A 25810-nucleotide genomic window follows, 5' to 3' on the forward strand; every position below is an offset into this window, starting at 1 on the left:
GTTACCTCCTTTCCCTTTATTACACTTTTATATTGCAGATAATAAAAAGCACAAAAAACCAAATAAATAAATACTGAACAATTACCTTTACTATTTGTGATAAAACATTCCTTTTTTCAACCTGATATTTGTTTTTCCAAATAATACTCACTATTTGAGTCAGTACAAGTATCACAACAAAACAGAATGAAATTTCCACAATCAAACCTATTTCTGGATACCCTTTAAAAGCCGCATACGCAGGTTTACTAACATCCAACCGTTTTATAGATGTCATCATTCGCCAAGCAGCACCCTTATACTCCATTAGCCACTCAACGATTAACAGATTTGAAACGATATACGTCATTACAACTCCAAGGTGTTGCAGGATCGAATGGAAGCACTTTTTTAGAATATGCTTTTTTATTACTACCCTTTGCGTCAATCCCTTTGAACGTGCGAACTGAATGTACATTTCGCCATCTTCGGCAGATAATGTGGCAAACGTTATCCGCGCAAAATACATCATTGGATATAAAGCAACGAGAATCGATGGAAAAATAAAATTAAACCACTGATCATGGCCAAATACATCAATAAAATTAAAGTTAAATAAAATAATCCATTGTAATGCAATAATTAGTAAAAAGTCGGGAAGCGAATTTACAAGAGAGGTTACTCCCGTACCCAAAACGTTTAAATATGTATTCTTATACCGATAATCAAATATACCTTTTGAAATGCCTAAAGTTACCGAAAGGAAAAATGCAGTCAAAATGACATATAAACTTCTCGGAAAGTGATCCATTACAATGTCTTCGTATACCTCACCGCTCTTAGTCGTCCCCAGGCTTCCTTCTGTCCACCCGCTTATTATGAATTGCTTAATTGCCTCAACACTTTCAGATATCGGGAACAGTAGTTTAATAGATGAGAAGAACGACATCACGTCCCCTTCTCCTAAAAAATAAGCTATCACTAACAGGACAAGTCCTAAATAAAGTAAAAACATAAGATCTCTTCCCGATATTGCTATCTTTTTAATCAATCGGATCCCCCCTTTTTCTAATCTCTTTTTATTCTACTGCCCGTCTAACGGCCAGATTTACACCTAACATTAAGACGACATCTTACAGAAAAGGTTTCACTTTTTATAATATTTGGATTTATCACTCTATTATGTAACAGAAACAAGTAAATTGCACATAAAAAAGAGCCTTATCCTGAATCAGATAAGACTTTTCTATCTACTTTTTCAATTTATCGGCAATATCTTGGCTAAAGCCATACCGCGCACTGATTTCTATCTTCAAATAACTAGCTTACGGTTTTTAGTTTTGATTTATGATTTTTAATTCGGATTTACGATTTATAATTTGAATTTACGATTTTTAATCGAGATTTATGGTTTTTACGAGAAAAATACGATTTTTAGCAATTTCCGGCGCATCGCCAGCTTAAAAGCCGCTTCTTACTTCTCAAACAACTCAATCCACTCACCATCTGGTCCAATAAAAAACACATATCTTGCACCACTTGGAAGAGTCGTTATCGCTTCATCCACAAATGTTACCTCGTGTTCCTTAATTCTAGCGATTTCCTGTTCAATGTTCTCCACGGCAAACGCAATATGGTGTACCTTTCCTTCAGTCGGTAAGTTAGGATTATATCCCGAAATCAATTCAATTACCGTTTCATCTGAGTCACTGAACCCTAAAAATGCAAGTTTGATAGCTGGATCGACATGGTCTTGTTTTTCAAGTAACTCTAAGCCTAATACTTTTGTGTAAAACTCTATCGTTGTATCTAGATCCCTAACTTGGATTCCTACATGTTCTAATTTTTTAAGCGGCATGTTTCTGTTCTCTCCTTTTACGAATGATTTTTGGTCGATAGCCTACTCCAATATACGTAACGGCAAGCGCGAGTACTAAGACAGATCCCTTAACAATTTCAAAGGCATAGTACGGTAGATTTAACATGGTTAATCCATTTAACAAAATGCCAATTAAAGCTGCTCCGAAAAACGTACCAAGCGCGTTTGGTTTTCCAGCACCTAATACAGAGAAACCTACAAATACAGCCGCGACAGCCTCCATTAAAAGAGAAGCACCGGCATCAATTTGCCCTGACCCGACACGTGCAGCAAATAGAATACCAGCCATTGAAGCAAATACTCCTGACACTGTGTATGCAATAAGTTTTACCTTATTTGTATTAATCCCGGATAACCTTGCTGCTTCTGCATTTCCACCAGTCATATATAAAATTCGTCCCCATCTTGTGTGAGTAAGAATGACGTACACAAGTAGAACAAAAAACAACATAATCCATACAGGTACAGGTAGGCCAAGCATTTTACCCTGGCCAATCCATAAAAAGGCTGAACTGAATTCACCCGGTGCAGTCCCTCCACTTGTTAGCGGCATGTTGTTATAAATGGAGTACCCTTCCGTATACGTTCGATGAAGTCCAGAAACAATATACATCATTCCCAAAGTTGCAAGTAAATCCGGTATCCCTATTTTTACAATCAACAAAGTATTCACTAACCCTACTAAAATACCAACAACAAGAGGTAACAAAAGCACAATCCATAATGGCAGCTCATACCAGACCATCAAGGATGCAGTAATTACGGTCGAAAGTGACATAGTCGATCCCACAGATAAATCAAAACCATCAACAACAAGTGTAAAAGTAACGCCTAATGCAAGCAAAGTCACAATTGAGATAGACCGCAAGATATCTGATAGATTTCCATATGAAAAAAATGCATCATTTACAAAACTAAAATATATTAAGATGACACCCATTAAAACAATTGCCCCATATTTAAACAAGAAGCTGATGATATTCCCTTTCATGTACGTCTTCCTTTCCACCACTTGCATACAAGAGGATTTTGTCTTGAGTTGCTTCTTCCCTTGTCAGTTCTTTCACAATTTCTCCGTCATACATAACGAGTACTCGGTCTGAGATACCGATGATTTCCTCAATTTCACAGGACAAATACACAATTCCCTTTCCATCGTCTGCAAGTGAAGTGATTAATTGAAAGATATCCTGCTTCGCTCCTACATCGACACCCTTTGTAGGCTCATCAAATAAGTAGATACTCGCATCACGGGATAACCATTTCCCAATTGCCACCTTCTGCTGATTACCACCACTTAAGTGCAGAGCTGGTGTCTCTGTATCGTCCGCTTTTATTCCTAGTAAATTGATAACTTCCTGAGCATGAGACTTCTCTCGTTTTCTATTCATAAAAAGGAACCGCGAAAACTTCTTTAGGTTTGCAAATGAGAGATTTGTTGAAATTGACTCATTGATAAAAAGTCCTTCTTTTCGTCGTTCTTCAGAAATGAGGGCTAAACCCGCCTCTATTGCGTCTCCGGAATGTGTAAAAGCAGCAGGTATCCCTCCTAGCTTCACTTCACCATCAACACGAGGTCGTAAGCCGAATAATGTCTTCGCTAGCTCCGTTTTACCGGCACCCACTAGTCCTACCACTCCAACAATTTCTCCCTCCGAAACGGTAAAAGATAGATTAGTTAGTTTCTCACCGTCATCGAGTCCGTGAACATCTAATAGAACCTCTCCCCGCTTGAATATTCTATTGGAAGCCTGCACAACAAATGAATTCCCAAGCATAGCTTCCACAACTACTTTTTGAGTAACATCCTTCGTCTGATAAGTAGTAATTGTTTTTCCATCTCGCATGATGGTCATACGGTCACAAATCCCAAACACTTCAGGTAAACGATGAGATATAAAAATACATCCAACACCATTCTTCTTCAGTGTCTGTATAACGTCAAACAGATGCTTGGTTTCTTCAATCGATAAGGGTGCTGTTGGCTCGTCAAAAATAATTACCTTTGCTTCATGAACAAGGGCTCTCGCAATAAGAACAAGTTGTTTTTCAGCAAGAGTTAGCTCAAGTGCCTGCTTTTGCATCGGAATGGATGATACATTTAGGAGAGAAAGAGCATCCGCAGCTCTTTTATGCAGCTTCTTCTTGGAGACAAAAAACCCTTTATCTGTTGAAAAAGTATCTAGCAATATATTTTCAGCTACAGTCAATTGCGGAACAACTACGGTGTCCACCTCTTGATATACGCAGTGAATCCCGTGCTCTTTCGCATCCTTTGGTGAATAAATTTGTACCGATTTACCATCCACTAGAATCTCTCCTGTATCAAGCACATATGCACCTGAAAGGATTTTCATCAGTGTACTCTTTCCGGCACCATTTGCACCCAACAAGGCATGAACTTCGCCACTTTTCAGTTCAAACGCTCCATGTTCGAGGGCAACAACATTGCCAAAGCTCTTCGTAATATCTCTCATTTCTAATAAAAGGTTGCTCATTTTCACATCAAGCCTCCTGTCTGTGAAAAATATGGGAGGACCTCACGTTAGTAAGGTCCTATTTTCATATTTTAATAGCTTTGTTTTTTGGGTTTATGCACTTTAATTTTGATTTGTGCATGTTAATTTCGATTTCTGCACGTTACAAGAAAAATATGCACTTTAGCAAAAACCCAACTTATTCTCCCGCTTCAAGCTTCTTCAACTCGTCTGTGTACCCTTGCTCACTCTTGCCCCAGCCTTCAATGTATTGATCAAGTTCAGCTGTTGTAATTTGTTGAGCCGGTAGAGCTTCTTTCGTTACGAAAACTGGCTCAAGCTTTACTCGTTCTGGTGTTTCATCCCCATTAAGCTGTTGGTACACATAACGAACCTGGATACGTCCGATATCCTTTGGATCAACGGCTGCAGATGCAACCCACGGGCTGTTATCTTCTTGAATCATTTGCAGATCTTCGTCACTCATATCAATTCCATACACCTTGATATCTGTACGTCCCGCTTGTTGAATTGCACGAACTGCCCCTTTTGCAAACTCATCCCACGCTGCCCAAACTGCTGTGATTTGGCCTTCTTCAGGATATTGCTTTAACAGTGCTTCCATTTGAGCTTGCGTATCTAATGCTGTATTTGCAGTAGCCGCACCGAATGTGGCGATTTCCTTAATACCTGAGTTGCTTTCTAAGAACTCGGCATAGGCAAGCTGGCGTCTTTCCATTGGTGCAAAACCTGCCACCCAGATTTTCACGATGTTTGCGTCACCTTTAGCATCCTCTGCTAATTTTTCCAGCGTCATTTGCGCCATTTGTTGGTCGCCTTGCTCTAATACTGTAACGCCCGGAACCTCTACTTCTGCATCAAATACAACTACTGGAATCCCCTTATCAACAGCCTTTTGTACTCCGTTTTGTAGAGCTTCCTTTGTTCCGTGGTCGATTAAAATTCCGTCAAATCCTTGGTTGATCGCAGCATCTAAGTTAGACGCCATTTTTGCTAAGTCACCATCGGATGTGAAAACCGTTGTTTTACCTCCGAACTTTTCTACTTGCTCTTCTACCCCTTCGATATACTGGGCGGAAAAGGTTCCTAGGTTCTGCTGCATGACTAACGCTATCTTCTTATTTGCTAATGGATGGTCTGTATTTTTAGCCTCATTATTGCTTGTTTTTGTTGTTTCCTCTGCCACTTTCGGTTGGCAGCCAACCAATACAGCTATAATTAGTAAAAGTATAAAAAATAATTTTGTTAATTTCATTTTGTTCTCCCCTTTTCGGTTTTAATCATTGTTCTCCCATCTGTTTACTCAAGTTGACTATATATCACTCTCCCGTTTTTTAGAGGCTTTTCTATGAAATTATGTATTTGTAAAATAAGAAAAGCCTCTTTCTAAATCAGAAAGAGGCTTGAAGCATACTAACGTCTTCGCACCTCTTATCTTCCAGAAAGAATAATCCTTCTGTTGGAATTAGCACCGTGCCTTGCGGGAAATTTCCCGGCGATTTGTATCGCCCCATTTCACAATGGTATTACGGTCGGTTGCTGGGCATCATCGGGCCAAATCCCTCCGCCTGCTCTCGATAAGAGTTGTATACAGCATATTCACTTTTTTACTACTTGACGAGAATAATATCATCCTCAAAAATAAATTGCAATATTTTTATTATAAAAATTATGAGAATAGTAAAAACTCTTTTTACATCTCAATGGCTTTCCGATTTCGTTCTAAAACACGTGCATAATTTTGTTCAAACAGAATCATTTCCTGCTCTGTCAGCTGTGAAGCAAATATATGCTGACTTTCATTTTTTAATGTCTGTAGAAGCTGAAGCATAACTTTTTGCATGGTTAAATCTTTATCAACTAATTCTGCTAAAGATGCCATTGTCTCCGGCTTAATAGATGGATAGATAAATTTTGTTTCCTCACCTTTTAAAGCTGTCTCATAAAATCGCCTGATAACTTCAGCACGCTCTGAACCACTGCCTGTTACTCCCAGATAGATTTGAACGGCTACCCCGTTTCTTAATCGACGCTGTGAAATCCCCGCAAACTTTTTGCCATTCACACTTAGATCATAGCTTCCCGGACAATATGACCCAACTATCTCTTTTGCCACTATTTCGACTTGATAACCTTTGAACATTCGTTGAATAAGCGCGAGCATCGTATCGTAACCACGATTGATATCGATTCCTTTTTCACTCTCAGGAAAAATTAACGAGATATTTAACACGCCTTCGTCAAGCACGACCGCAAGACCACCTGAGTTTCGGACGATGACTCTGTATCCCAGTGACTCTAGTAATCGGACTCCATCTTGTAAATGAGGTAGCTTCGTATCCTGTATCCCAAGCACAATCGTATCGTGATGTACCCACGTTCTGGCTGTTGCTACAGATTCACCTTTTCCGACAGATGCACAAAGCGTATCGTCCATCGCAAAGGATTGAAGCGCATCAAACTGGTACCCATGACTTGATTGATCAATTATTCGCCAACTCGGCTGTTGTAAAAGGCTCATTTCTCAAAACTCCCGTACGTAAAAAGTAATTTATTATACCATATTGAGCTTGAAGAGGTAAAAAGGGGTACTTTAAATAGAACTTTTAGTAGATTAGATTGATAAGCAAATTAGAATCTATTATGTAATTGCGCATTAACTTTACTAATTGCAGGATAGCTTGATTAATTGCATAATAAATTTAATAATTGCTTACTAATTTCGATAATTCGCAGGATAACAGAAATATTTCTGAAAACAGATAATAAGAAATTGACAGCCAAAGCAAGCCTCAAAAATGATATACAACACCAACATAGTTCAACATTTGCAGGTAGGAAATTGATGCTTTCTATCTATAAAAAAAAGATAGCCACGCCCAACCGTGACTATCTCCCACATTTTTTTACAGCGCTTGTGCCGCAGTAATCAACGCAAGCTTGTATACATCCTCAGCGTTACAACCACGTGATAGGTCATTCACCGGTTGGTTTAGACCTTGTAAAATCGGTCCTACTGCTTCAAAATTTCCAAGACGTTGCGCAATTTTGTAGCCGATGTTTCCAGCTTCAAGGCTCGGGAATACAAATACATTTGCGTCCCCTTTAAGTACTGAGTCTGGTGCTTTTTTCGCAGCAACAGATGGTACGAATGCAGCATCAAACTGGAATTCTCCATCTAAAACTAACTCCGGCTTTAATTCCTTTGCAATTTTAACAGCATCTACTACTTTATCCGTTTCTGGTGATTTTGCTGATCCCTTTGTAGAGAAGCTTAGCATTGCCACGCGCGGATTGATATCAAACATTGCTGCTGTATTCGCACTCTCAATCGCAATTTCAGCCAAGTCCTGGCTATCTGGAGATATATTGATTGCACAGTCTGCAAATACATATTTTTCATCTTCACGAACCATGATGAATACACCTGACGTCTTTTTTACACCTTGCTTTGTTTTAATGATTTGTAAAGCAGGACGTACTGTGTCTGCTGTTGAATGAGCAGCCCCACTCACTAATCCATGTGCTTTACCTGTATAAACAAGCATGGTTCCGAAATAATTTTCATCTTGTAGAATTTTTCGAGCATCTTCTTCAGTAGCTTTTCCTTTACGACGCTCAACGAAAGCTGCTACTAATTGATCAAACTCCGCATATGTAGAGTAATCATAGATTTCAACACCATCTAGAGATAATCCAAGTTCATTTGCTTTATTTTCAACCGCCTGCTTCTCGCCAACAACAACCGGCACAAGCACTTTTTCACTTGCTAATCGGCTTACTGCCGTTAAGATACGCTCATCTAGTCCTTCTGGAAAGACAATTTTCAAGTCCTTACCTGAAACCTTTTGTTTTAACTCTGTAAATAAATCACTCACATTAAATCCTCCTACCTTGTTACCGTACTCTCCTTTGGAAAGTACCTAATTGACACATCAATTTAGTTATCTAGATAATCAATTATCTACCATCCATAAGGATAAAGCTTTTTCAGTAAAAAGCAAATCAAACGGCCTTGCAATTCTGTGACAGTATTATGACGCTATAATCAATTTTCCCAAGTATTGTATTATTTACTCTTATTTTGAAAAATGACTTTACTAATTTTTGCTTTCCTAACTCTCGTTTTGTTCACAAAATTGTCTAAGGTTTATTCACTTGGCTATAGGGGAAACTATGATATAGTAATCTTTAGCATACATAAAAACTTAATCAGCTACAGTTCAAACTGGTTGAACTACTAGACAAAGTATATAATTTAATAGGGTTCAAACCCTAGCTGAATTAAGTTAAAGCCTCTGGTAATACCATCAAGATTCTTTTAAAATGAATTCCGTTGGAATTTACCAAGGTGTATAAAAGAATAGGAGTGATAGTAATGGCTGAAGCAGCACAAACATTAGACGGCTGGTATTGCCTTCATGATTTCCGTACAGTGGATTGGACTTCTTGGAAAACTCTATCAAGTGATGAACGCCAAGCAGCAATTCACGAGTTTCTTGGTTTAGTTGAGAAATGGAACACAACCCAAAACGACAAGCAAGGTAGTCACGCATTATATACAGTTGTTGGGCAAAAAGCGGATTTCATGATGATGATCCTTCGTCCAACTATGGAAGAATTAAATGAAATTGAAACTGAGTTTAACAAAACAACACTAGCAGAATATACAATTCCTGCTCATTCTTATGTTTCTGTCGTTGAATTAAGTAACTATATTGCATCTGGAAGTGACGAGGATCCATATCAAAATCCTCATGTTCAAGCTCGCTTATATCCAATCCTACCGAAAAATAAGTATGTGTGCTTCTATCCAATGGACAAGCGCCGTCAAGGTGAGGATAACTGGTATATGCTACCGATGGCTGACCGCCAAAACTTAATGCGTAGCCATGGTATGATTGGCCGTCAATACGCTGGTAAGGTAAAACAAATTATTACTGGTTCAGTTGGATTTGACGATTACGAATGGGGCGTTACATTATTCTCAGACGATGTCCTTCAATTCAAAAAGCTTGTTTATGAAATGCGTTTTGATGAAGTAAGTGCACGTTACGGAGATTTCGGAGCATTCTTCGTAGGTAACATCTTACCAGAAGAAAAGGTTCCGGTCTTTTTACATGTAAATTAATGATAAACGGGAGGTATCTACCTTCCGTTTTTATTTTATTCTTTTTACTCTTTATTAAAGAATTGTTGCTATTTGCCTGTTTTCTATGAGTGTGATGGAAATAAGGTTTGGTGGTTTCCGCTCCTGGTACTCGCTTTCCGCGGGCGGAACGTGAGCCTCCTCACTGAAATGCTGAAGCGGCTCGACCAGAAACGAGGAGTTGAAATTTCTCGAGTTTCTAGCCGCTGAAGCTGGACAAGTCGCAAGCTCCTGCGGGGTCTTCACTTGACTTGCACAGGACAAGGAATGCTCCGGCAGCAATAAGCATCGCACGAAGAAAATGCAAAGCATTCTCGAGGAGTCTCGTACCATACGCTCCAATCACCGTTTGTATAATCTTTTTTCAGTTCAAATGAACCTTATTGTAGAATGTAAAGCTATAAAGTTTGCTAAAACAGCCATTCTTTATCATATTCCACCCAACCTGCTCATACACTTCTTATTGATGAATCCTCTATTACATACACCACAAGTCATAGTGAAAAAACCCAGAAAATAATCAAAAAGTAGGAACCCATTTTTCTCCCAAACAATAAGTTAGTAAAGAGACTTTTTTCAATTACATGTCTCTTATGGTAAGTGAGGTGAGAAGATGGCAGTTGTTGCACATACCGAAGAGGATGTAAAACTGTTAGCAAGACTTTTACGTGCGGAAGCTGAGGGTGAGGGGAAGCAAGGAATGCTTCTGGTTGGTAATGTTGGGGTAAATCGGGCAAGGTCTCGGTGTCTCGATTTCAAAGACATTACGACAATCCGGAAAATGGTTTTCCAAAGTCCAGGTGGATTTGAAGCAACTCAAAAAGGATATTTTTATCAAGCAGCACGTCCTTCGGAAATTGCATTAGCCCGAAGAGTACTTAAGGGTGAGCGTTTTCGCCCTGCTGAATTTTCACTTTGGTTTTTTGAGCCTTCTGGTACTTGTCCTGCCCAATGGTTTAACCAGTGGAATGTTGGACGGTTTAAAGCTCACTGCTTTTACCAACCTACACAGTCTGATTGTCCAGGAGTTTTCTAACGTTTTCCTTGTTTGAATCACTTCAAACTTTACACATACTGAGGAGGGTTTACATTGAGTAAAGAAAATAATCAGAGAGAAACAGCTCAACAAAATCCATATGCTGCATACGGCTATAGCCCACAAAGCTTTGGCCAATATGGCGGTTATACGGATCCAAGTCAATTTAGTCAATTTGGAGGATATGGGTATCCATATCAGCAACAACCTGCAATGCAACAAGTACCTCAACAGGCAGGTGCACAATTTCCTTCAGGATATCCAGCAGGTTTCCCTAGTCAATTCCCAACAGGAGAGGTAGCGAGTCAAGTTCCAGGGATGCTGCCAATCGAAGAGTCCTATATCGAAAACATTCTGCGTCTAAACAAAGGGAAGCTCGCAACTGTTTATATGGGCTTTGAAAGCGGTCAACAACCAAAAGTATTTAGAGGGATCATTGAAGCTGCAGGACGGGATCATATCATCTTAAGTGACCCACAGTCTGGAATGCGCTATTTATTGTTAATGGTATTCCTTCAATACATTACGTTTGACGAGGAAATTGAGTATGAATATCCATATGGAGCAGGTGTACAGCTAGCTAACTATTCACCACGCTAATAAGTAAGAAGGAGTGTCACCCAGACACTCCTTTTTCATTCTATAAAAGCTTTGACGCAGCCACACCAAGCAGTACCCATCCTATTAAGAATGCAACGCCGCCCAGAGGAGTAATCGCTCCAAGAACCTTGATACCGGTTGTACTTAAAACATACAAGCTTCCTGAGAATAAAATAATTCCAATTAACATACTCCAACCTGCAGATGTAATGAGGTTTGTTTGTGGGAACTTGTCAGCTAAAAATCCTACTACAAACAATCCGATTGCATGGAACATTTGGTATTGAACTGCAGTATTCCAAGTCTTTAAATATTTCTCTGATATTTTTCCTTCTAAACCGTGTGCACCAAATGCACCTAGTGCAACTGCTAAAAACGCATTAACCGCTCCTAAAATTACAAATAGCTTCATGTATTTTCTCCTGCCTTTTTGTCTTCCGCCACCTTGACGGCATGTTTTTCTAAAAATTCCTCTTTTATTTTATCATATTCATTATAAGATAGTAGTAGGGAAGGGGGACTGGCTATGGAAATTGAAGTTTTTTCGTCAGGAGATATGGCGGTTCACGTCACATACAAATTACCAGTCACTGAAACGTTACATAGAAGAATTCAGGAAACCTGTAAGGCTATTAGAGAATTAAATCTTCTTGGTGTCGTTGAAATTGTGCCAGGTTTTAATACGATAACCGTGTACTATGACCCACTTGTTACAACCTACTTTGATGTCTATAAATTTGTGCTTTCTTACAGCATATTAGTCAAGGGCGAACGCGATACCCCCACAAAAGAAATCATAACAATTCCCACATGCTATGGCAGCACATTTGGGGAGGATCTTGAACATGTTGCCTTGATTCATAACCTAACAGAAGAGGAAGTAATTAAACTACATTGCAGTGCTAATTACCTCGTTTACATGATTGGATTTTTACCTGGTTTTCCTTATCTTAATGGACTCAAAGATGAAATTAAGACACCTCGATTGGCTACTCCGCGTCTAAAGGTTCCACAGGGAGCGGTTGGCATAGGTGGCAATCAAACAGGTATCTATCCACTTGAGTCTCCAGGTGGCTGGAATCTAATTGGCAGAACTCCTGTCCGTTTATTTGACCCGACAAAATCTTCCCCATTTTTACTTAAAGCAGGGGATACAATCCGTTTTACACCTATTTCACGAGATGAATTTTATGAGATAGAAGCCCAAATTAACGAAAATAAATATGAAGTTCAACGAGAGGTGATAAAAAATGAAACAGATTGACCTAAATAGTGACGTAGGCGAAAGTTTTGGTGCCTACAAAATTGGAAATGAAGAACAAGTTTTTGATTATATAACAAGTGCAAACATAGCATGTGGCTTTCATGCAGGCGACCCTCACATTATGAGCAAAACCGTGAAATTGGCAAAGGAAAAAGGGGTAGCTATTGGAGCACATCCTGGCTTTCAAGACCTAGTTGGGTTTGGGCGTAGACCGATGTCCATGTCACCATCTGATGTTTATGATTTACTACTATACCAATTGGGAGCTCTATCAGCGTTTTGCCAGATACATCATGTGAGGCTCACACACGTCAAACCTCATGGTGCTTTATATAATATGGCAGCAATCGATAGAAACCTTGCTGAAGCAATTGCAAAGGCCGTATATGATTTTGACTCATCGTTACTTTTATATGGACTAGCTGGAAGTAGACTCATTGAGGCTGGTAAAAAATTCGAACTTAAAACAGTATCCGAAGTCTTTGCCGATCGTACATATCAACCTAATGGTACATTGACGCCAAGAAGTGAAAGTAATGCACTTATCCATGATAGCCAAACAGCAATAAATCAGGTCCTCCAGATGGTTAAACAGCAAAGAGTTGAAACAGTGACAGGTGAGATCATTCCAATCGAAGCAGAGTCCATTTGTGTTCACGGTGATAATTTACAGGCGCTTTCCTTCGTAAAAGAACTAAGAGACGCGCTTGCAGCTGAAAAAATTACGGTTAAGGCGCTAGGGTAAGCTATGAATATTCCACTATTTAAAGTGATAAAGAAGGGCCTATATACATCATTTCAAGACCTAGGAAGATTTGGCTATCAGCAGTTTGGTGTTGTAACAAGTGGCGCAATGGATTCGTATTCCAGCCAACTGGCAAATATCCTAGTTGGCAATCCTAGAACAGAAGCCACTCTCGAAATCACTATGATTGGGCCTATTTTACGTGTGGAAGCAACCTCGCTTGTCATTGCTGTATGTGGTGCAGACTTAAGCATGAAAGTGAACGGCCGTAACGCACCATTATGGAAGTCATTTATAGTTAAAAAAGGGGATATTATTGAATTTGGCAAGTCTGTATCAGGAGTGCGAACATATCTTGCCGTTTCAGGGGGATTTCAAGCGAAAGAGGTACTTGGCAGCAAGTCCTATTATGGGAAAGCAAACCTTGGTACTGCAATTGAAAACGGAGATACCTTATTTGGTTATAAAAATGAGACTACATATCGGTTTGGATTAACTCCTGATGTAATTCCAACCTTTTCAAAAAAGATTACTGCGAGGGTTATACTTGGCCCACAAGAACAATATTTTACCGATGAATCAATTGAGTTATTTTTGAACAAACCATTTCAAGTACAACAAGGTGACCGTATGGGGTATCGCCTAAAAGGGACTTCTCCATTGGTACATAAAACAACAGCTGATATTCCTTCTGATGCAATACCACTCGGTGGGATCCAGGTACCTAGCAATGGTGAACCAATTGTTCTTTTAGCAGACCGTCAAACAACTGGTGGCTATACCCGGATTGCAAATGTCATTACCGTTGATATCTATAAAATAGCCCAACTACCACCTGGGGGCACCATTCACTTTATATCCTGTACTGTTGAAGAGGCACATAGACTCTATCAAAAAAGAGCGAAGTTTTTTCAAACCCTGGAATCATTCATTAAATAACCCCATGGCTTGCATAGCCTTGGGGTATAGTTATTATCGATTATTCAAATAAACCTGTAAAGTATCTTTAATATCCTTACGCTCAACCTCTGATACTTGAATGTCGTAATGGTCTCCATTTTGAGTGGTTGTGTAAGTAGAAAACCCCTTCGCACGCAAGAAATCATCAATATCTGTAAGGCTATCATTTTGATTTAACAAAGTTTTATTTCCTACCAATTCACCGTTTACAAAGACCTCATAGCGGTCCTCTGTTAATTTTGCATTATCAAACGAATCGGAATCCAATGGGAAAATCCTTGTGTGAGACCCTGTTCCATCCCAAGATAAACCTGACATCTTTCCACCTCATTTTTTCTATTATTACCTTTAATGTAACCGAAGAAATAAGAAATATGAGGCGAAAATCGGTTACTTAAAAATCAAACAGAGAGTCTCCATTAGCGTCCTCTTCCTGTAATTTCGGAGTGTTTACGACCGTATTTGTTTGTAAAACCGCAGGTATGACCTTTTTCTCTACAATAGGAGCTTTTGCAGGGGACTCTTCTAAAACAAGGTCACATAGTGTCCTTATTGCCATTAAACGCTCCCTTATTTTCTGCTCATTTCCTTCACTTTTAGCCATAAGAATCTCTTGTTGCATTTTATCGATAATTTTATTTACTGAAATGTTCAATGTACTCACTCCACTACTTTTTAAGCTTTTCCTCATACTTCATACAGTCTGAACCAGAAGATTGAAATACCGTTACCGAAGGAATTGTATGTGTTTTAAAATTAAATGCTTTGCAGCCCCTAGGGAATTTAGGATCCCAAGTGGTGTAAAAATGCTTGCATTTTATACAATTTATCTTTTTTTGCATGTGAAGCCACGACCTTTAATATTCTTGCTTCTATTCTTACACGAGTTCTAAAAGCCGTCAAACTTTCATTTTGGGAATCTAGTATTTGGAGAAAGGATAGGAGCTTTTTATGCGAGATTTGCGCTTTATTGCATGAAAGAGGGCAAATGAAAAGCCCTTCAGGCTTATCTGAAGGGCGTTGACGCATTATGTAGGCTACGATTACTTACCAGAAACTGCGTCTTTAAGAGCTTTACCAGGTTTGAAAGCTGGTACTTTGCTTGCTGCGATTTCGATTTCTTCACCAGTTTGTGGGTTACGACCTTTACGAGCAGCACGCTCACGTACTTCGAAGTTACCGAAACCGATTAATTGTACTTTATCACCGCTGCTTAATGCGTTTTGAACTGCTTCAAATACTGCGTCTACAGCTTTAGTAGCATCCTTTTTTGATAGTTCTGCACTTTCAGCAACTGCTGAGATTAATTCTGTTTTGTTCATTTTAAAATTCTCCTCTCCAAATAAACACATATTCTTTTTACCACGATTTAACATAGGTTTGCAAGTTTTACTTACTAATTTCCCTATTAAACTTGTGGTATAAGCTATTACATCACTAGATTAGCCAAAATACAAGGTTTTCAAACCAAAATCCCTAACTTTTTGCTAAAAAATTTATTAATAGCTTCTCTTACTATCCAAGTTTTACCACAAATCTATTTTTTATTCTATTAAAATTTATAATTTTTTTGGGAAACCTAATAAAAAAGTATTATTAAAGACATATTTTGGCTATAAAAAGGGAGGTAGTAAATATATGGCACGAAGAAAACGGCGACCACTAATACCGGAAGCCCGACAAGGGCTAGACCAGCTAAAGGCTGAAGTCATGAAAAAACAGGGATACAAATCCGACCCGGCAAATCCTGATCAAGTCAAATATGAAGTAGCAAAGGAACTAGGAATCCCGCTCAATCAAGACTATAACGGGGGACTTACTTCAAAGCAGGCTGGTAAGGTTGGCGGAAACATTGGTGGTAATATGGTTAAAGAAATGATCCGGATAGCACAGGAAAATTTAAATAAACGGTAAAGAGAAGTGGGGGTACCGGTTGAGTACCTCTTTCTTTTGGTGTTCATAAATTGCTAAAAATCGTAAATTTAAATTAAAAACCGTATTTTCCTGCTAAAAATCGTAAATTTAAATTAAAAACCGTATTTCTCCGCTAAAAACCATAAATCCAATTTAAAAACCATAAGCCCTTTTTCCCACGCAATTTTCAACTGTAAAATAGAAAAAAACCCACCAAAAGGTGAGTCAAAAACAAAGGTCTTACTTCAAAACATTCAAAATTGCCTTAGCAACTCCATGATTTTCGTTAGTATCGGTAACTTTATGGCACAATTCCTTAATATCGTCAGGCGCATTCCCCATTGCTACCGCAAGTCCCGCTTTTTTAAACATGGATACATCATTATAGTTATCACCAATAGCCATGGTTTCTTCTAAACTAATTCCATGTTTCGCAGTAAAAGCAGCTAGCGCATTACCTTTTTGTGCGTAAATTGAGTTTACTTCAATATTCTCTTTACCTGAAGAACTAACTGCAATATCCTCTATAGCAGCTAATTGCTTCTTAACTCTTTCAAGTTTTTCTTTATTGAATGAAAAAGCAATAAATTTATTTGCTCCGTTTCCTTCTTTTTCAAGTACTGACTCGAAGTTATCAACTAGGTGGATGAGTCCGCTCTCAAACCGTTCCTTTGCTGCTTCAAGAGACTTCTCATAGTTACTCTTCAAGCTATGACTCATAAAAATGTCCATGATAATTGTGATCGCTTTATCATAATCATCCGAATATGTACCAGTTGATGTATACAACTCAAAATACATTTCGTTCTCTTTGAGAACCTTCATAACCTCTCCAGCCTTAGAGATATTAATTGGATTTGATAGCAAAATTTCACCATTTTCAGAACGAATTTCTCCACCGTTCGCACAAATGATCGGGCACTGAATCCCCGCATCAACTAACACATATTTTGCTTCATCATATGATCTGCCAGTTGCCGCTACAACCATTATTCCTTGTTGCTGCGCCTGTAGAATAGCCTCTCTTGTCTCCTGGCTAATGACATGGTCACTATTTAAAAGTGTCCCGTCCATATCAGTTGCAATACACTTAATCATTTTTACACCTTATTTCTATAATATTGTCCAGTTCTAGCTGATTTTTATATCCGTTTATAATTACATATTTTAATATTCTTTAGAACATATTACAAACGAGTGAAAAGGAAAGGAAGTAACACAATGGATAAACAGCAAAACAGAGTAGGTCAAACGAACCATAGCCAATACAAAGCTGCAAAGGGGCCTAAAGCGAGAGAATCAGGCTATGAGGCAAGCTATGAGTACACAACGGGTAATGAAGTAGGAGAAAAGGATAATAAATAAAACCAAAAGCTGTTCCCAATAAAAAAGGAGCAGCTTTTTACTATTAATTAATTTCCCTTTGCTCTATATATTCATCATAAGCAACCTTAACTCTATCATCCCTTGGAGCTATTTTTTCAAGCCTTTTGCTTATATCTTGTAATAGATACAATCCTTTAATTAGACATCCAACAACGATTCCAAATGCCAAAACACCACCAAACCACGGCCCAAGCATAAGTAACAGATATCCTACTATAGTTGCTAAAACAATAGCTAATAGTAAAAACAAATTACCTCCCCCTCACTCTTTTTAACTACGACTTTTCAGAAAACTCTCTATTTCCATATTCCAATAAAAACTCATATACATCAAGCTATTTAACCGATAAAATGAGAAGTAAACAAACTAGTAAAACGTTTACACATCTTTTATAACTTGGAGGATTGGCGATGTCAAACCTGACAAAAGTCTTATATAGTATCGGTGTTGTCCTCTTTCTTATTACTTTTTCACTAACCTGTTATTACGCTTATCAAATCTTTCATATAGGCGAGGAGTCTGAGCCAGCTAGTACAGAAGCACCACGCTACCATTTTGTATTGGTCCCAGAGGAGCTAGATAATGATTATTGGCGGCTAGTTGAAAGTGGGGCAAAGGCTGCCGCGGCTCATAATAACGTTATTCTTGAATATATGGGGCCTACACAAGCAAACCTTGAAGAACATATCAAAACACTTGAAATGGCTGCCGCTTCAAGAGTAGATGGGATTCTGACACAAGGCCTTCACGAAGACCAATTCACACCCTTAATTAATCAGTTTGTTGAAAAGGGCATACCCGTAATTACGGTCGATACAGATGCAACAAAAAGTAAGCGCTTATCTTATGTAGGTACTGACAATTATTACTCCGGCTTTATTGCGGGCCAAGCATTAATTAAGGATACTGGTGGTAACGCAAATGTTGCTATTATTACCGGAAGCTTTTCTACATCTGCTCAACAACTCCGTGTACAGGGTTTTAAGGATGCAATAAAGCAAGCTGAAGGTATTAATATAGTCGCCATTGAAGAGTCGAATATCACGCGTGTAAAGGCCGCTGAAGCTGCAAACAAAGTACTGCAGGAGCATCCAGAGGTAAATGCCTTTTACGGGACAAGTGCGCTTGATGGAATCGGGATTGCACAGGTTATTGAATTTTATAATAAACAGGATGAAATATATGTAATTGCTTTCGATACAATAGAAGACACGCTAGATTTAATAGAAAAAGGGACAATTGAGGCAACTGTTGTACAGCAACCCTATGAAATGGGATACCGCGCGGTTCAAATGATGATTAATCATATGGAAGGTAAAAGTGTTCCAACAACTGTTCATACAGAGACGAAGGTGATTCGAAAAAAAGATCTGCCTCTTGATTCAAACAGCATAATAAGGGTGAATCCATCATGATTTTTCGAATTAGAACTAAATTACTTCTTTACTTTATGATCGTGTTTTTGCTATTAAATGCTGTTGCTTTTTTGTTCTACAAAAGTAGTGAAAAAATTGTCTCTGAATATGATGGCAGTTTTGAACAATTCCTGCTTCTTAATGATATTTCTCAGCAGGTTAACCTCGTTAACGAGAAAGTTCATGCTTATATAGTCGAAGAGGATATAAACTTTTTAACCGAATACTTGCAGGCAAGAAGTGGCCTTGTAGGGTATCAGGAACAGCTGTTGCGGCAGCTTAAAAATAAACATAACACAATTGCTGTGACCAACTATAAAAATATGATATCGAGTTTCATAGAATCAACTGATTTAACGATTGAATCCTTTCAAAATAAAGAAATAAACCTGTATCCTGCACATTTAAATGATGCTCTTAAATACGCAGGTTTTATCCAAGAAACGACATTATCGTTGTTAAATAATGAGTTAACTGATTATCAACTATTTTATGAAGAAATCGCTAAACAAAATCAATATTATAAATTAATGGGCTTTTCATTATTTAGCTCCACCTTTTTATTAAGCACCTTACTTGCTTTGTGGTTATCAGGCGGAATTACGAAACCAATCCGGCAATTATCTGAAGTCGCTGGTGAAATCTCAGAAGGGAACTTTTCAGGCGCTGACCTGAAACCAACTACTAATGACGAACTTAAGCTTCTCACGAATACCTTTAACCAAATGAGACTTAATATCCGGCAGCTTGTAAATGAAATTAAGCAAAAGTCTGAGTTAGATAAACTTTTAAAAGAATTAGAGCTTAAAAGCTTACAAAATCAAATCAATCCGCACTTCCTTTTTAACACCTTAAATACAGTCTCAAAAATGGCATATTTAGAAGAAGCGCATAATACATCTCGGCTAATAGAGGCAGTTGCTGCTTTACTTCGATATAATCTTGGAGACTTAAATAAATCATCAACCTTGTTAAATGAAATAAAAATTGTTAAAGAGTATTTTTACATTCAGCGTACCCGGTTTGGTGAACGTATTAATTTTCTAACAGATGTTGACCAGGACTGCCTAAATATCGAGATCCCTTGTTTGATTCTCCAGCCTCTCATTGAAAATGCCTTTATCCATGGAATTGAATCAAATGAGGATGGAGGTACGATTACAGTGAAGGTCTTTAAAAAGGGCGATCGAATTTATGTAGAAGTCAGTGATAATGGAGTAGGGATGGACGAACTTACACTTGAAAGACTACGTAAAATCACTTCTGGAATTGAGCCGCAAGAATTGGTTCTTAATGAGAAGTCGACAGGGCATTCAACTGGTATTGGTGTAAAGAATGTTATTCAGCGATTACAATTATTTTATAAACAAACTGATGTAGTTGAAATTGAGTCAGAAGAAGGGGTAGGCACCACTTTCCGGCTTTTACTACCTTATGATTTTAAAGAGGTGAGTGACCATGCTTAAGGTAATTATTGTTGATGATGAATTATTAGAGCGTAAAGCATTATCTAAAATCATTTCAACAGAGTTTCCTGACGTTGAAGTAATTGATGAAGCACCCAATGGCCGTGTTGCCATCGAAAAGGCGCAACTTCATCAACCAGATCTTATGTTAATGGATATAAAAATGCCTGGAATCGACGGTGTGGAGGCTGTTAAACAAATAAAGGAGCTATTACCTGACACAAAGTTCATTATGGTCTCCGCCTTTAACACGTTTGAATATGCAAAAGAGGTTATGAAGCAGGGGGTAAAGGATTATATTCTGAAGCCAAGCCGCAAGGAAGATATTCTCGCATCTGTTGAACGTGTAAAAGGAGAAATTGAACAGGAAAGAAAACAGCTTGAGGAGCAAAAAGAGCTTAGAGCACGATTGAAGCAATTACTTGCTCTGACTCAGAACGAAGGTTTTCTAGAAGACGACCATAGCGAATTAGTGGACGCTTGGAAAAGTAATCAGGCCAAAAAAATCCTTACAAAAGCAAAAGAATATATTGAAAACAAATTCAGTGATTCTCTTACACTTGAGGAAGTAGCTGAGCATGTTGAACTAAGTCCCGTTTATTTTAGCAAGTTTTTTAAGGAGAACTTTGGGGTAACCTTTATTGACTATGTGACAACGATCAGAATGAATCATGCGAAAAAAGAGATGAAAGATCCTACAAAAAGCTTGAAAGAAATTTGTTATTCTGTCGGCTACAAAGATCCAAACTATTTTAGTAGAGCCTTTAAAAAATATACCGGTCTATCTCCAACAGAGTATCGTAGTATTACGCAGGGGTAATTTGTGGATAAACTAACTCCAAACAAAAAAACCTATGTTCATCCACATGTGGATAAGCATAGGTTTTCTTATTAAGATAGTCTATACACTCTAGCTTCGTAAGGCTTTAACTCAATTTCAGATGCTGGTGAATGTTCGCCTACCTTGTAGTTATGCAGCATTAACCCTTCATGATTAAGCTCAATCTTAGGAAGGCTACATACTGCAGGCTTTGTTGATAAGTTGGAAATGACAATTACTTTTTCCTCATCTAGTGTACGAGTATATACGTACAATTGTGGATCTTCCTCAAGAAGCAAATCATAGGTTCCATAGGTAAACACTTTGTTTGCTTTCTTTACTTTAATCATTTCTTTATAAAAATGTAGGATTGAATTTTCATCCTGCTCTTGTTTGACTACATTTATCTCCTGATAGTTTGGATTAACTCCTATCCAAGGAGTACTCTTTGAGAAACCGGCATTTACTTCGTCTGACCATTGCATTGGAGTTCTTGAATTATCACGACTAGAAGCCCAAATGACTTCCATAATATCCTCATGTGATACACCCTCGCTACGCTTCTCCTTATACAGATTTTTCGTAGCTACATCATCATAGTCATCAATGGACGGATAATGAACATTCGTCATACCAATTTCCTGGCCTTGGTAAATAAATGGAGTCCCTTGCATTAAGAAATACATCGTTCCTAAAGCAGTTGCACTTTCGCTCCAATATTCTGTATCATTTCCCCATGTTGAAACAACTCTTGGCTTATCATGATTTTCAATAAACAACGCGTTCCAACCTTTTTCTTCAAGGCCTTTTTGCCATCTTGTAAAGACTTTTTTGAGCTCAACAATGTCAAGTTCCTGCTTTTTCTCAGCGTCCCATAAGCCTAAGTGCTCAAACTGGAACACCATGTTGAATTTACCTTTTTCTTCGCCAACCCATTCCTCTGCATCTTCAATGCTTACACCATTCGCTTCGCCAACGGTCATAATATTGTACTTAGCAAAGGTTTCTTCTTTTAGTTCTCCTAAAAACTCCTGGATGCCTTCTCTGTTCATATGACCTTCAAAAGAAGAAACATATTTTAACCCTTTTGGATTTGGAAGGTCAGGAAGCCCCGGAACCTTTTTAATATGACTAATCGCATCAACACGGAAGCCATCAATTCCTTTGTCCAGCCACCAATTAATCATCTTATATAACGCATCTCTAACGTCTTTGTTTTCCCAGTTTAAATCAGGTTGCTTAGTTGAAAAGATGTGCATATAGTATTGATCGGTTTTTTCATCATACTCCCAAGCTGGTCCACTAAAAATACTTTCCCAGTTATTAGGCTCTTTCCCGTTCTTTCCATCGCCCCAAATATACCAATCTCGTTTTGGATTATCCTTCGAAGAACGAGATTCGATAAACCAAGGATGCTCATCACTTGTATGATTAATTACGAGGTCAACAATTAGCTTCATTCCACGATTATGAGTTTCCTCAAGAAGCTGATCAAAGTCCTCCATTGATCCAAAATCATCCAGGATATCTTGGTAATCACTGATGTCATAGCCATTGTCATCGTTTGGAGACTTGAAAACAGGGCAAATCCAAATAACGTCAATGCCTAATTCTTTTACATAATCTAGTTTAGAAATAATACCTTGTATATCACCAATCCCATCACCATTTGAATCCATAAAGCTTCTTGGATAAATTTGATAGGCAACGGCTTCTTTCCACCATGCTTGCTTCATATAAATCCTCTCTTTTCTGCGTTTGTTCTTAGTATGGTTTACAGAGTATCGTTATCATTCAGGTTTTTTAAGACTCGCAATTGTTTGATTTCTTGTGATAAAGTGAACATTTTAAGAAAAAAATGATTTGCCGCCAATAAGGGCGAAAATCGATGTCTTTTTTACACTTTAACCCTTTAAGGCTGAACCTTCTTAAAGTAAAAAATAAGAAGCACCTATTAAAGTGCTAGCTTATAAACACGAGCTTCAAACGGTCTAAGTTGAATTTTTTCAATGGTCTCAGTTTCATTTACGTCGTAATTGCTTATTAGTAATTCCTTAGTGGTGTACACACATTCAGAAGGAAGCTCAAATTCGGTATTTTCTTTCGCAAAGTTTAACACGACAAGGAGTTTTTCATTGCCTAGTGTTCTTGTGTACGCATAAATTGTTGAATGCTCTGGCAGTATCAAATCATAGGTACCATACACAATAATTTCGTGTTTCTTACGTAGTTCAATCAATTGTTTATAATAGTGAAATACTGATTCTGGATCATTTACTTGCTTACTTGCGTTTATATCCTTGTAATTCGGATTTACCTTTAACCAAGGAGTACCTGTCGTAAAGCCCGCATGTTCACTGTCATTCCACTGCATTGGTGTTCTAGCGTTATCTCTTCCTTTTACATAGATCGACTGCATAATTTGCTCTGGATTGATTCCAGCTTCACGCTTTTCTTTGTACATATTCAGCGTCTCAATATCTTGATAATCCTCAATTGAATCAAATTTCACATTTGTCATACCAAGCTCTTCACCTTGGTAAATATAAGGAGTACCATGAAGCATATGAAGGAATGTTCCTAGCATTTTAGCAGACTCTAGCCAATACTCACCGTCATTTCCAAAGCGAGATACCATTCTTGGTTGGTCATGATTGTTTAAATACAAGCTATTCCATCCATTTTCCTCTAAACCTTTTTGCCATTTTGTAAAAGTCTGCTTCAAGTCATGAAGAGTCCACGGACGAAGATCCCATTTACCAGTCGGACCTGAATCAAGATCCATATGTTCAAACTGAAATACCATGTTTAATTCGTTACGTTCAGCACCTGTATAAAGCTGAGCTTGATGTGGGTCAACACCTGGCATTTCACCAACTGTCATGATATCGTATTTGGATAAAACCTCTTTATTCATCTCTTGAAGGAATTCATGCATTCTAGGGCCATTCATATAATAATCTCCACCAGGAGCATACTTCTTACCTTCCTGTAATTCTCCATCAGGCAGACCCGGTACCTTTGATATCATATTAATTACATCCATTCGGAATCCATCAATGCCTTTTTCTAACCAGAAGGTCATAAGATCGTAAACTTCTCTACGAACCTTTGGATTTTCCCAGTTTAAATCAGGTTGTTTTTTGCTAAATAAATGTAAATAATACTCGTCAGTTTTCTCATCGTATTGCCATGCGGAGCCACTGAAAATGGACTCCCAATTGTTTGGTTCTTTGCCATCCTTACCAGGGCGCCATATATAGTAATCTCGATAAGGGTTATCTTTGGAACTTCTCGATTGTTGGAACCACTCGTGTTCATCTGATGAATGATTCACAACTAAATCCATCATTAGCTTCATATCTCGTTTATGCATTTCATGAAGTAGTTCTTCCCAATCTGCCATGGTTCCAAATTCCTTCATGATTTCACGATAATTACTAATGTCATAGCCATTGTCATCGTTAGGTGATTCATAAACAGGGGAGAGCCAAATCACATTAACACCCAAGTCCTTTAAATAATCAAGCTTCTCCGTAATGCCTTTAAGATCGCCGATGCCATCGCCATTCGTATCATTGAAGCTTCTTGGGTAAATTTGATACACAACACTTTCTTTCCACCATGTTTTGTTTTCCATGCCCACGATTCTCACTTTCTCTCAAATGTATTTACTGAAGTTTAGCACTTGATTTTCTCTCTATTAATTTTGCTGGAATTGTAATTCGCTTAGGTAATACGTCCGGATTTTTAATTTTTTCAATTAAACAATTAGCACCTTCAAGTCCTAATTGAAAAATATCAATATCCACTGAAGTTAAAGGTGGTTTTGAATGTTCAGCAAGTAAAACATTGTTAAAACTTACAACTGACACTTCCTCAGGTACGTGTATATGTAACGCCTCAAGATGACTCATTAATTCTATTGCTAAAAAGTCATCCGCACATACTAGTGCAGTTGGTGGTTCCACAGTAGACAAGAAAGATTTAATTGCCTGTCTTCCTTCATTTAACCTCGTTCTATGAATGATATAATTCTCTTTAAAGGGAATACCTGCTTCAGTTAGTGCCTGTTTATAGCCCTCTAATCGGTCAATTGTAAAAACAAAGTCAAAATCCACGCCTACAAATGCTATTTTTTTATGGCCTAATTGAATTAAGTAATCCGTTACAACTTTCGTAATGTATATATTATCGTTATCTACATGAGTGACTCGTTCAGCCCCAACAAAAGGGCGCCCAATAACCGTAAACGGAAAGTCTACCTCAAGCAGATATTTAATTAGTCTGTCATCAGTACGAGAATATAATAATATCAATCCATCCACACGTTTACCTTGCACCATCCCAATGACTTCTTCCAAGATCTCATCCTCAGTTCCACCAGTTGAAAGATACATACCAAAGCGATGTTCTCTCGCTTTACGGCTAATGCCTCTAATAACTTCAGGAAAGAAGGGGTCTTGAAGCACTTGGGATGCTGAAAATGGCATGACAATACCGATTGTCTCCGTGCTTTTAACAGCTAGACTTCGTGCTTGGAAATTTGGATGATACCCTAATTTGTCCATCGCTTCTCTGACACGTCTCTTCGTCTCTTCACTTATACGAGGATTGTTCGCGATAACTCTTGAAACCGTGGAAGGAGATACATTTGCTGCTTTTGCTACGTCTTTAATTGTGATAGCCATACGTATC

General features: G+C 38.2%; 27 protein-coding genes and 1 riboswitch. Of the genes, 11 read left to right on the forward strand and 16 right to left on the reverse strand.

The genetic code is table 11. The features are described 5' to 3' along the window. Positions 1-19: 19 nt before the first annotated feature. From AB3M96_RS10045 to pta, 7 genes are all read right to left on the reverse strand, one after another. Positions 20-1030 (reverse strand): ABC transporter permease subunit, encoded by a 1011-nt coding sequence (locus tag AB3M96_RS10045; RefSeq protein WP_412967470.1) that lies wholly within the window; start codon positions 1028-1030, stop codon positions 20-22. A gap of 423 nt (positions 1031-1453) precedes the next feature. Continuing rightward, positions 1454-1837 carry a VOC family protein gene (locus AB3M96_RS10050; RefSeq protein ID WP_412967471.1) on the reverse strand — a complete coding sequence of 128 codons (384 nt, stop codon included), beginning with the start codon at positions 1835-1837 and terminating at the stop codon, positions 1454-1456. Then, positions 1827-2849: an ABC transporter permease gene (locus AB3M96_RS10055; RefSeq protein ID WP_412967472.1), complete on the reverse strand. Its 1023-nt coding sequence runs from the start codon at positions 2847-2849 to the stop codon at positions 1827-1829. The genes AB3M96_RS10050 and AB3M96_RS10055 overlap by 11 nt, the downstream gene beginning before the upstream one ends. Next, positions 2818-4356, reverse strand: coding sequence for a sugar ABC transporter ATP-binding protein (locus AB3M96_RS10060; protein WP_412967579.1), 1539 nt, complete (start codon positions 4354-4356; stop codon positions 2818-2820). The genes AB3M96_RS10055 and AB3M96_RS10060 overlap by 32 nt, the downstream gene beginning before the upstream one ends. Positions 4357-4534: 178 nt before the next feature. Beyond that, positions 4535-5611 carry a sugar ABC transporter substrate-binding protein gene (locus tag AB3M96_RS10065; protein ID WP_412967473.1) on the reverse strand — a complete coding sequence of 359 codons (1077 nt, stop codon included), beginning with the start codon at positions 5609-5611 and terminating at the stop codon, positions 4535-4537. Between the two features lie 173 nt (positions 5612-5784). Beyond that, positions 5785-5940: riboswitch (SAM riboswitch) on the reverse strand. 109 nt (positions 5941-6049) lie between these two features. Then, entirely contained in the window at positions 6050-6877 is an 828-nt protein-coding gene (lipL, locus tag AB3M96_RS10070; protein WP_412967474.1) for an octanoyl-[GcvH]:protein N-octanoyltransferase, read from the reverse strand. Positions 6878-7262: 385 nt separating this feature from the next. Continuing rightward, positions 7263-8234, reverse strand: a complete 972-nt coding sequence (gene pta / locus AB3M96_RS10075) for a phosphate acetyltransferase (RefSeq protein WP_412967475.1) — start codon at positions 8232-8234, stop codon at positions 7263-7265. A 500-nt stretch (positions 8235-8734) separates the two neighbouring features. Between pta and hemQ the strand changes: the two genes are divergently transcribed. The 3 genes from hemQ to gerQ all read left to right on the forward strand — a co-directional run bounded on the left by hemQ (position 8735) and on the right by gerQ (position 11141). After that, the gene (hemQ, locus tag AB3M96_RS10080; RefSeq protein ID WP_412967476.1) at positions 8735-9487 is read left to right on the forward strand and encodes a hydrogen peroxide-dependent heme synthase; all 753 of its coding nucleotides are present in this window, start codon (positions 8735-8737) and stop codon (positions 9485-9487) included. A 631-nt stretch (positions 9488-10118) separates the two neighbouring features. After that, positions 10119-10541: a cell wall hydrolase gene (locus AB3M96_RS10085; RefSeq protein WP_412967477.1), complete on the forward strand. Its 423-nt coding sequence runs from the start codon at positions 10119-10121 to the stop codon at positions 10539-10541. Positions 10542-10595: 54 nt separating this feature from the next. Continuing rightward, complete coding sequence (gerQ, locus tag AB3M96_RS10090; RefSeq protein ID WP_412967478.1) at positions 10596-11141, forward strand: spore coat protein GerQ; 546 nt, start codon at positions 10596-10598, stop codon at positions 11139-11141. A gap of 40 nt (positions 11142-11181) precedes the next feature. Here gerQ and AB3M96_RS10095 read toward each other — a convergent pair whose 3' ends face one another. Continuing rightward, complete coding sequence (locus tag AB3M96_RS10095) at positions 11182-11553, reverse strand: DUF423 domain-containing protein (protein ID WP_412967479.1); 372 nt, start codon at positions 11551-11553, stop codon at positions 11182-11184. A gap of 114 nt (positions 11554-11667) precedes the next feature. Here AB3M96_RS10095 and pxpB point away from each other — a divergent pair, with 114 nt between their 5' ends. Genes pxpB through AB3M96_RS10110 form a run of 3 tightly spaced genes read left to right on the forward strand, consistent with a single transcriptional unit; the run spans position 11668 to position 14089 of the window. Further along, positions 11668-12405 carry a 5-oxoprolinase subunit PxpB gene (pxpB, locus tag AB3M96_RS10100; RefSeq protein WP_412967480.1) on the forward strand — a complete coding sequence of 246 codons (738 nt, stop codon included), beginning with the start codon at positions 11668-11670 and terminating at the stop codon, positions 12403-12405. Next, positions 12392-13150 carry a LamB/YcsF family protein gene (locus tag AB3M96_RS10105; RefSeq protein ID WP_412967481.1) on the forward strand — a complete coding sequence of 253 codons (759 nt, stop codon included), beginning with the start codon at positions 12392-12394 and terminating at the stop codon, positions 13148-13150. Before pxpB ends, AB3M96_RS10105 begins: the two co-directional genes overlap by 14 nt. 3 nt (positions 13151-13153) lie before the next feature. After that, entirely contained in the window at positions 13154-14089 is a 936-nt protein-coding gene (locus tag AB3M96_RS10110; protein WP_412967482.1) for a 5-oxoprolinase subunit C family protein, read from the forward strand. A 33-nt stretch (positions 14090-14122) separates the two neighbouring features. Here the strand turns inward: AB3M96_RS10110 and AB3M96_RS10115 are convergent, their stop codons facing one another. The 3 genes from AB3M96_RS10115 to AB3M96_RS10125 form a co-directional block, all read right to left on the reverse strand. Further along, a complete protein-coding gene (locus AB3M96_RS10115) occupies positions 14123-14428 on the reverse strand; it encodes a hypothetical protein (protein ID WP_412967483.1) in 306 nt (101 codons plus the stop codon). A gap of 76 nt (positions 14429-14504) precedes the next feature. Beyond that, the gene (locus AB3M96_RS10120; RefSeq protein ID WP_412967484.1) at positions 14505-14765 is read right to left on the reverse strand and encodes a YwdI family protein; all 261 of its coding nucleotides are present in this window, start codon (positions 14763-14765) and stop codon (positions 14505-14507) included. Positions 14766-15153: 388 nt separating this feature from the next. Next, the gene (locus AB3M96_RS10125) at positions 15154-15432 is read right to left on the reverse strand and encodes an HU family DNA-binding protein (RefSeq protein ID WP_412967485.1); all 279 of its coding nucleotides are present in this window, start codon (positions 15430-15432) and stop codon (positions 15154-15156) included. 316 nt (positions 15433-15748) lie between these two features. On the opposite strand from AB3M96_RS10125, the gene AB3M96_RS10130 reads away from it, so the two are divergent. Next, positions 15749-16024, forward strand: coding sequence for an alpha/beta-type small acid-soluble spore protein (locus AB3M96_RS10130; RefSeq protein WP_412967486.1), 276 nt, complete (start codon positions 15749-15751; stop codon positions 16022-16024). Positions 16025-16264: 240 nt separating this feature from the next. Here the strand turns inward: AB3M96_RS10130 and AB3M96_RS10135 are convergent, their stop codons facing one another. Continuing rightward, entirely contained in the window at positions 16265-17122 is an 858-nt protein-coding gene (locus AB3M96_RS10135; RefSeq protein ID WP_412967487.1) for a Cof-type HAD-IIB family hydrolase, read from the reverse strand. 123 nt (positions 17123-17245) lie between these two features. Here AB3M96_RS10135 and AB3M96_RS10140 point away from each other — a divergent pair, with 123 nt between their 5' ends. After that, a complete protein-coding gene (locus AB3M96_RS10140) occupies positions 17246-17389 on the forward strand; it encodes a hypothetical protein (protein ID WP_412967488.1) in 144 nt (47 codons plus the stop codon). A 43-nt stretch (positions 17390-17432) separates the two neighbouring features. On the opposite strand, the gene AB3M96_RS10145 is transcribed toward AB3M96_RS10140, so the two are convergent. Then, positions 17433-17660, reverse strand: coding sequence for a hypothetical protein (locus tag AB3M96_RS10145; RefSeq protein ID WP_412967489.1), 228 nt, complete (start codon positions 17658-17660; stop codon positions 17433-17435). Positions 17661-17821: 161 nt separating this feature from the next. Between AB3M96_RS10145 and AB3M96_RS10150 the strand changes: the two genes are divergently transcribed. From AB3M96_RS10150 to AB3M96_RS10160, 3 genes are read left to right on the forward strand one after another with little or no spacing between them, the layout of a single operon-like run. Beyond that, a complete protein-coding gene (locus tag AB3M96_RS10150; RefSeq protein ID WP_412967490.1) occupies positions 17822-18826 on the forward strand; it encodes a sugar-binding protein in 1005 nt (334 codons plus the stop codon). Continuing rightward, a complete protein-coding gene (locus AB3M96_RS10155; protein WP_412967491.1) occupies positions 18823-20292 on the forward strand; it encodes a sensor histidine kinase in 1470 nt (489 codons plus the stop codon). The genes AB3M96_RS10150 and AB3M96_RS10155 overlap by 4 nt, the downstream gene beginning before the upstream one ends. Next, entirely contained in the window at positions 20285-21112 is an 828-nt protein-coding gene (locus AB3M96_RS10160) for a response regulator transcription factor (RefSeq protein WP_412967492.1), read from the forward strand. Before AB3M96_RS10155 ends, AB3M96_RS10160 begins: the two co-directional genes overlap by 8 nt. Before the next feature lie 71 nt (positions 21113-21183). Here the strand turns inward: AB3M96_RS10160 and AB3M96_RS10165 are convergent, their stop codons facing one another. The 3 genes from AB3M96_RS10165 to AB3M96_RS10175 form a co-directional block, all read right to left on the reverse strand. Further along, the gene (locus AB3M96_RS10165; protein ID WP_412967493.1) at positions 21184-22848 is read right to left on the reverse strand and encodes a glycoside hydrolase family 13 protein; all 1665 of its coding nucleotides are present in this window, start codon (positions 22846-22848) and stop codon (positions 21184-21186) included. Between the two features lie 218 nt (positions 22849-23066). Further along, a complete protein-coding gene (locus AB3M96_RS10170) occupies positions 23067-24752 on the reverse strand; it encodes a glycoside hydrolase family 13 protein (RefSeq protein WP_412967494.1) in 1686 nt (561 codons plus the stop codon). 31 nt (positions 24753-24783) lie between these two features. Next, a complete protein-coding gene (locus tag AB3M96_RS10175) occupies positions 24784-25803 on the reverse strand; it encodes a LacI family DNA-binding transcriptional regulator (RefSeq protein ID WP_412967495.1) in 1020 nt (339 codons plus the stop codon). Positions 25804-25810 lie beyond the last annotated feature (7 nt).

The organism is Ferdinandcohnia jepli (assembly GCF_047246645.1).
GTDB lineage: Bacteria > Bacillota > Bacilli > Bacillales > Bacillaceae_L > Ferdinandcohnia.

Excerpts from the sequence above, each read along its gene's own strand:
- AB3M96_RS10050 (WP_412967471.1), bottom strand. The coding sequence starts at position 1,837 with ATGCCGCTTAAAAAATTAGAACATGTAGGAATCCAAGTTAGGGATCTA.
- AB3M96_RS10055 (WP_412967472.1), bottom strand. The coding sequence starts at position 2,849 with ATGAAAGGGAATATCATCAGCTTCTTGTTTAAATATGGGGCAATTGTT.
- AB3M96_RS10060 (WP_412967579.1), bottom strand. The coding sequence starts at position 4,356 with ATGAGCAACCTTTTATTAGAAATGAGAGATATTACGAAGAGCTTTGGC.
- AB3M96_RS10065 (WP_412967473.1), bottom strand. The coding sequence starts at position 5,611 with ATGAAATTAACAAAATTATTTTTTATACTTTTACTAATTATAGCTGTA.
- lipL (WP_412967474.1), bottom strand. The coding sequence starts at position 6,877 with ATGAGCCTTTTACAACAGCCGAGTTGGCGAATAATTGATCAATCAAGT.
- hemQ (WP_412967476.1), top strand. The coding sequence starts at position 8,735 with ATGGCTGAAGCAGCACAAACATTAGACGGCTGGTATTGCCTTCATGAT.
- AB3M96_RS10085 (WP_412967477.1), top strand. The coding sequence starts at position 10,119 with ATGGCAGTTGTTGCACATACCGAAGAGGATGTAAAACTGTTAGCAAGA.
- AB3M96_RS10095 (WP_412967479.1), bottom strand. The coding sequence starts at position 11,553 with ATGAAGCTATTTGTAATTTTAGGAGCGGTTAATGCGTTTTTAGCAGTT.
- pxpB (WP_412967480.1), top strand. The coding sequence starts at position 11,668 with ATGGAAATTGAAGTTTTTTCGTCAGGAGATATGGCGGTTCACGTCACA.
- AB3M96_RS10105 (WP_412967481.1), top strand. The coding sequence starts at position 12,392 with ATGAAACAGATTGACCTAAATAGTGACGTAGGCGAAAGTTTTGGTGCC.
- AB3M96_RS10110 (WP_412967482.1), top strand. The coding sequence starts at position 13,154 with ATGAATATTCCACTATTTAAAGTGATAAAGAAGGGCCTATATACATCA.
- AB3M96_RS10115 (WP_412967483.1), bottom strand. The coding sequence starts at position 14,428 with ATGTCAGGTTTATCTTGGGATGGAACAGGGTCTCACACAAGGATTTTC.
- AB3M96_RS10125 (WP_412967485.1), bottom strand. The coding sequence starts at position 15,432 with ATGAACAAAACAGAATTAATCTCAGCAGTTGCTGAAAGTGCAGAACTA.
- AB3M96_RS10130 (WP_412967486.1), top strand. The coding sequence starts at position 15,749 with ATGGCACGAAGAAAACGGCGACCACTAATACCGGAAGCCCGACAAGGG.
- AB3M96_RS10135 (WP_412967487.1), bottom strand. The coding sequence starts at position 17,122 with ATGATTAAGTGTATTGCAACTGATATGGACGGGACACTTTTAAATAGT.
- AB3M96_RS10140 (WP_412967488.1), top strand. The coding sequence starts at position 17,246 with ATGGATAAACAGCAAAACAGAGTAGGTCAAACGAACCATAGCCAATAC.
- AB3M96_RS10150 (WP_412967490.1), top strand. The coding sequence starts at position 17,822 with ATGTCAAACCTGACAAAAGTCTTATATAGTATCGGTGTTGTCCTCTTT.
- AB3M96_RS10155 (WP_412967491.1), top strand. The coding sequence starts at position 18,823 with ATGATTTTTCGAATTAGAACTAAATTACTTCTTTACTTTATGATCGTG.
- AB3M96_RS10160 (WP_412967492.1), top strand. The coding sequence starts at position 20,285 with ATGCTTAAGGTAATTATTGTTGATGATGAATTATTAGAGCGTAAAGCA.
- AB3M96_RS10165 (WP_412967493.1), bottom strand. The coding sequence starts at position 22,848 with ATGAAGCAAGCATGGTGGAAAGAAGCCGTTGCCTATCAAATTTATCCA.
- AB3M96_RS10170 (WP_412967494.1), bottom strand. The coding sequence starts at position 24,752 with ATGGAAAACAAAACATGGTGGAAAGAAAGTGTTGTGTATCAAATTTAC.
- AB3M96_RS10175 (WP_412967495.1), bottom strand. The coding sequence starts at position 25,803 with ATGGCTATCACAATTAAAGACGTAGCAAAAGCAGCAAATGTATCTCCT.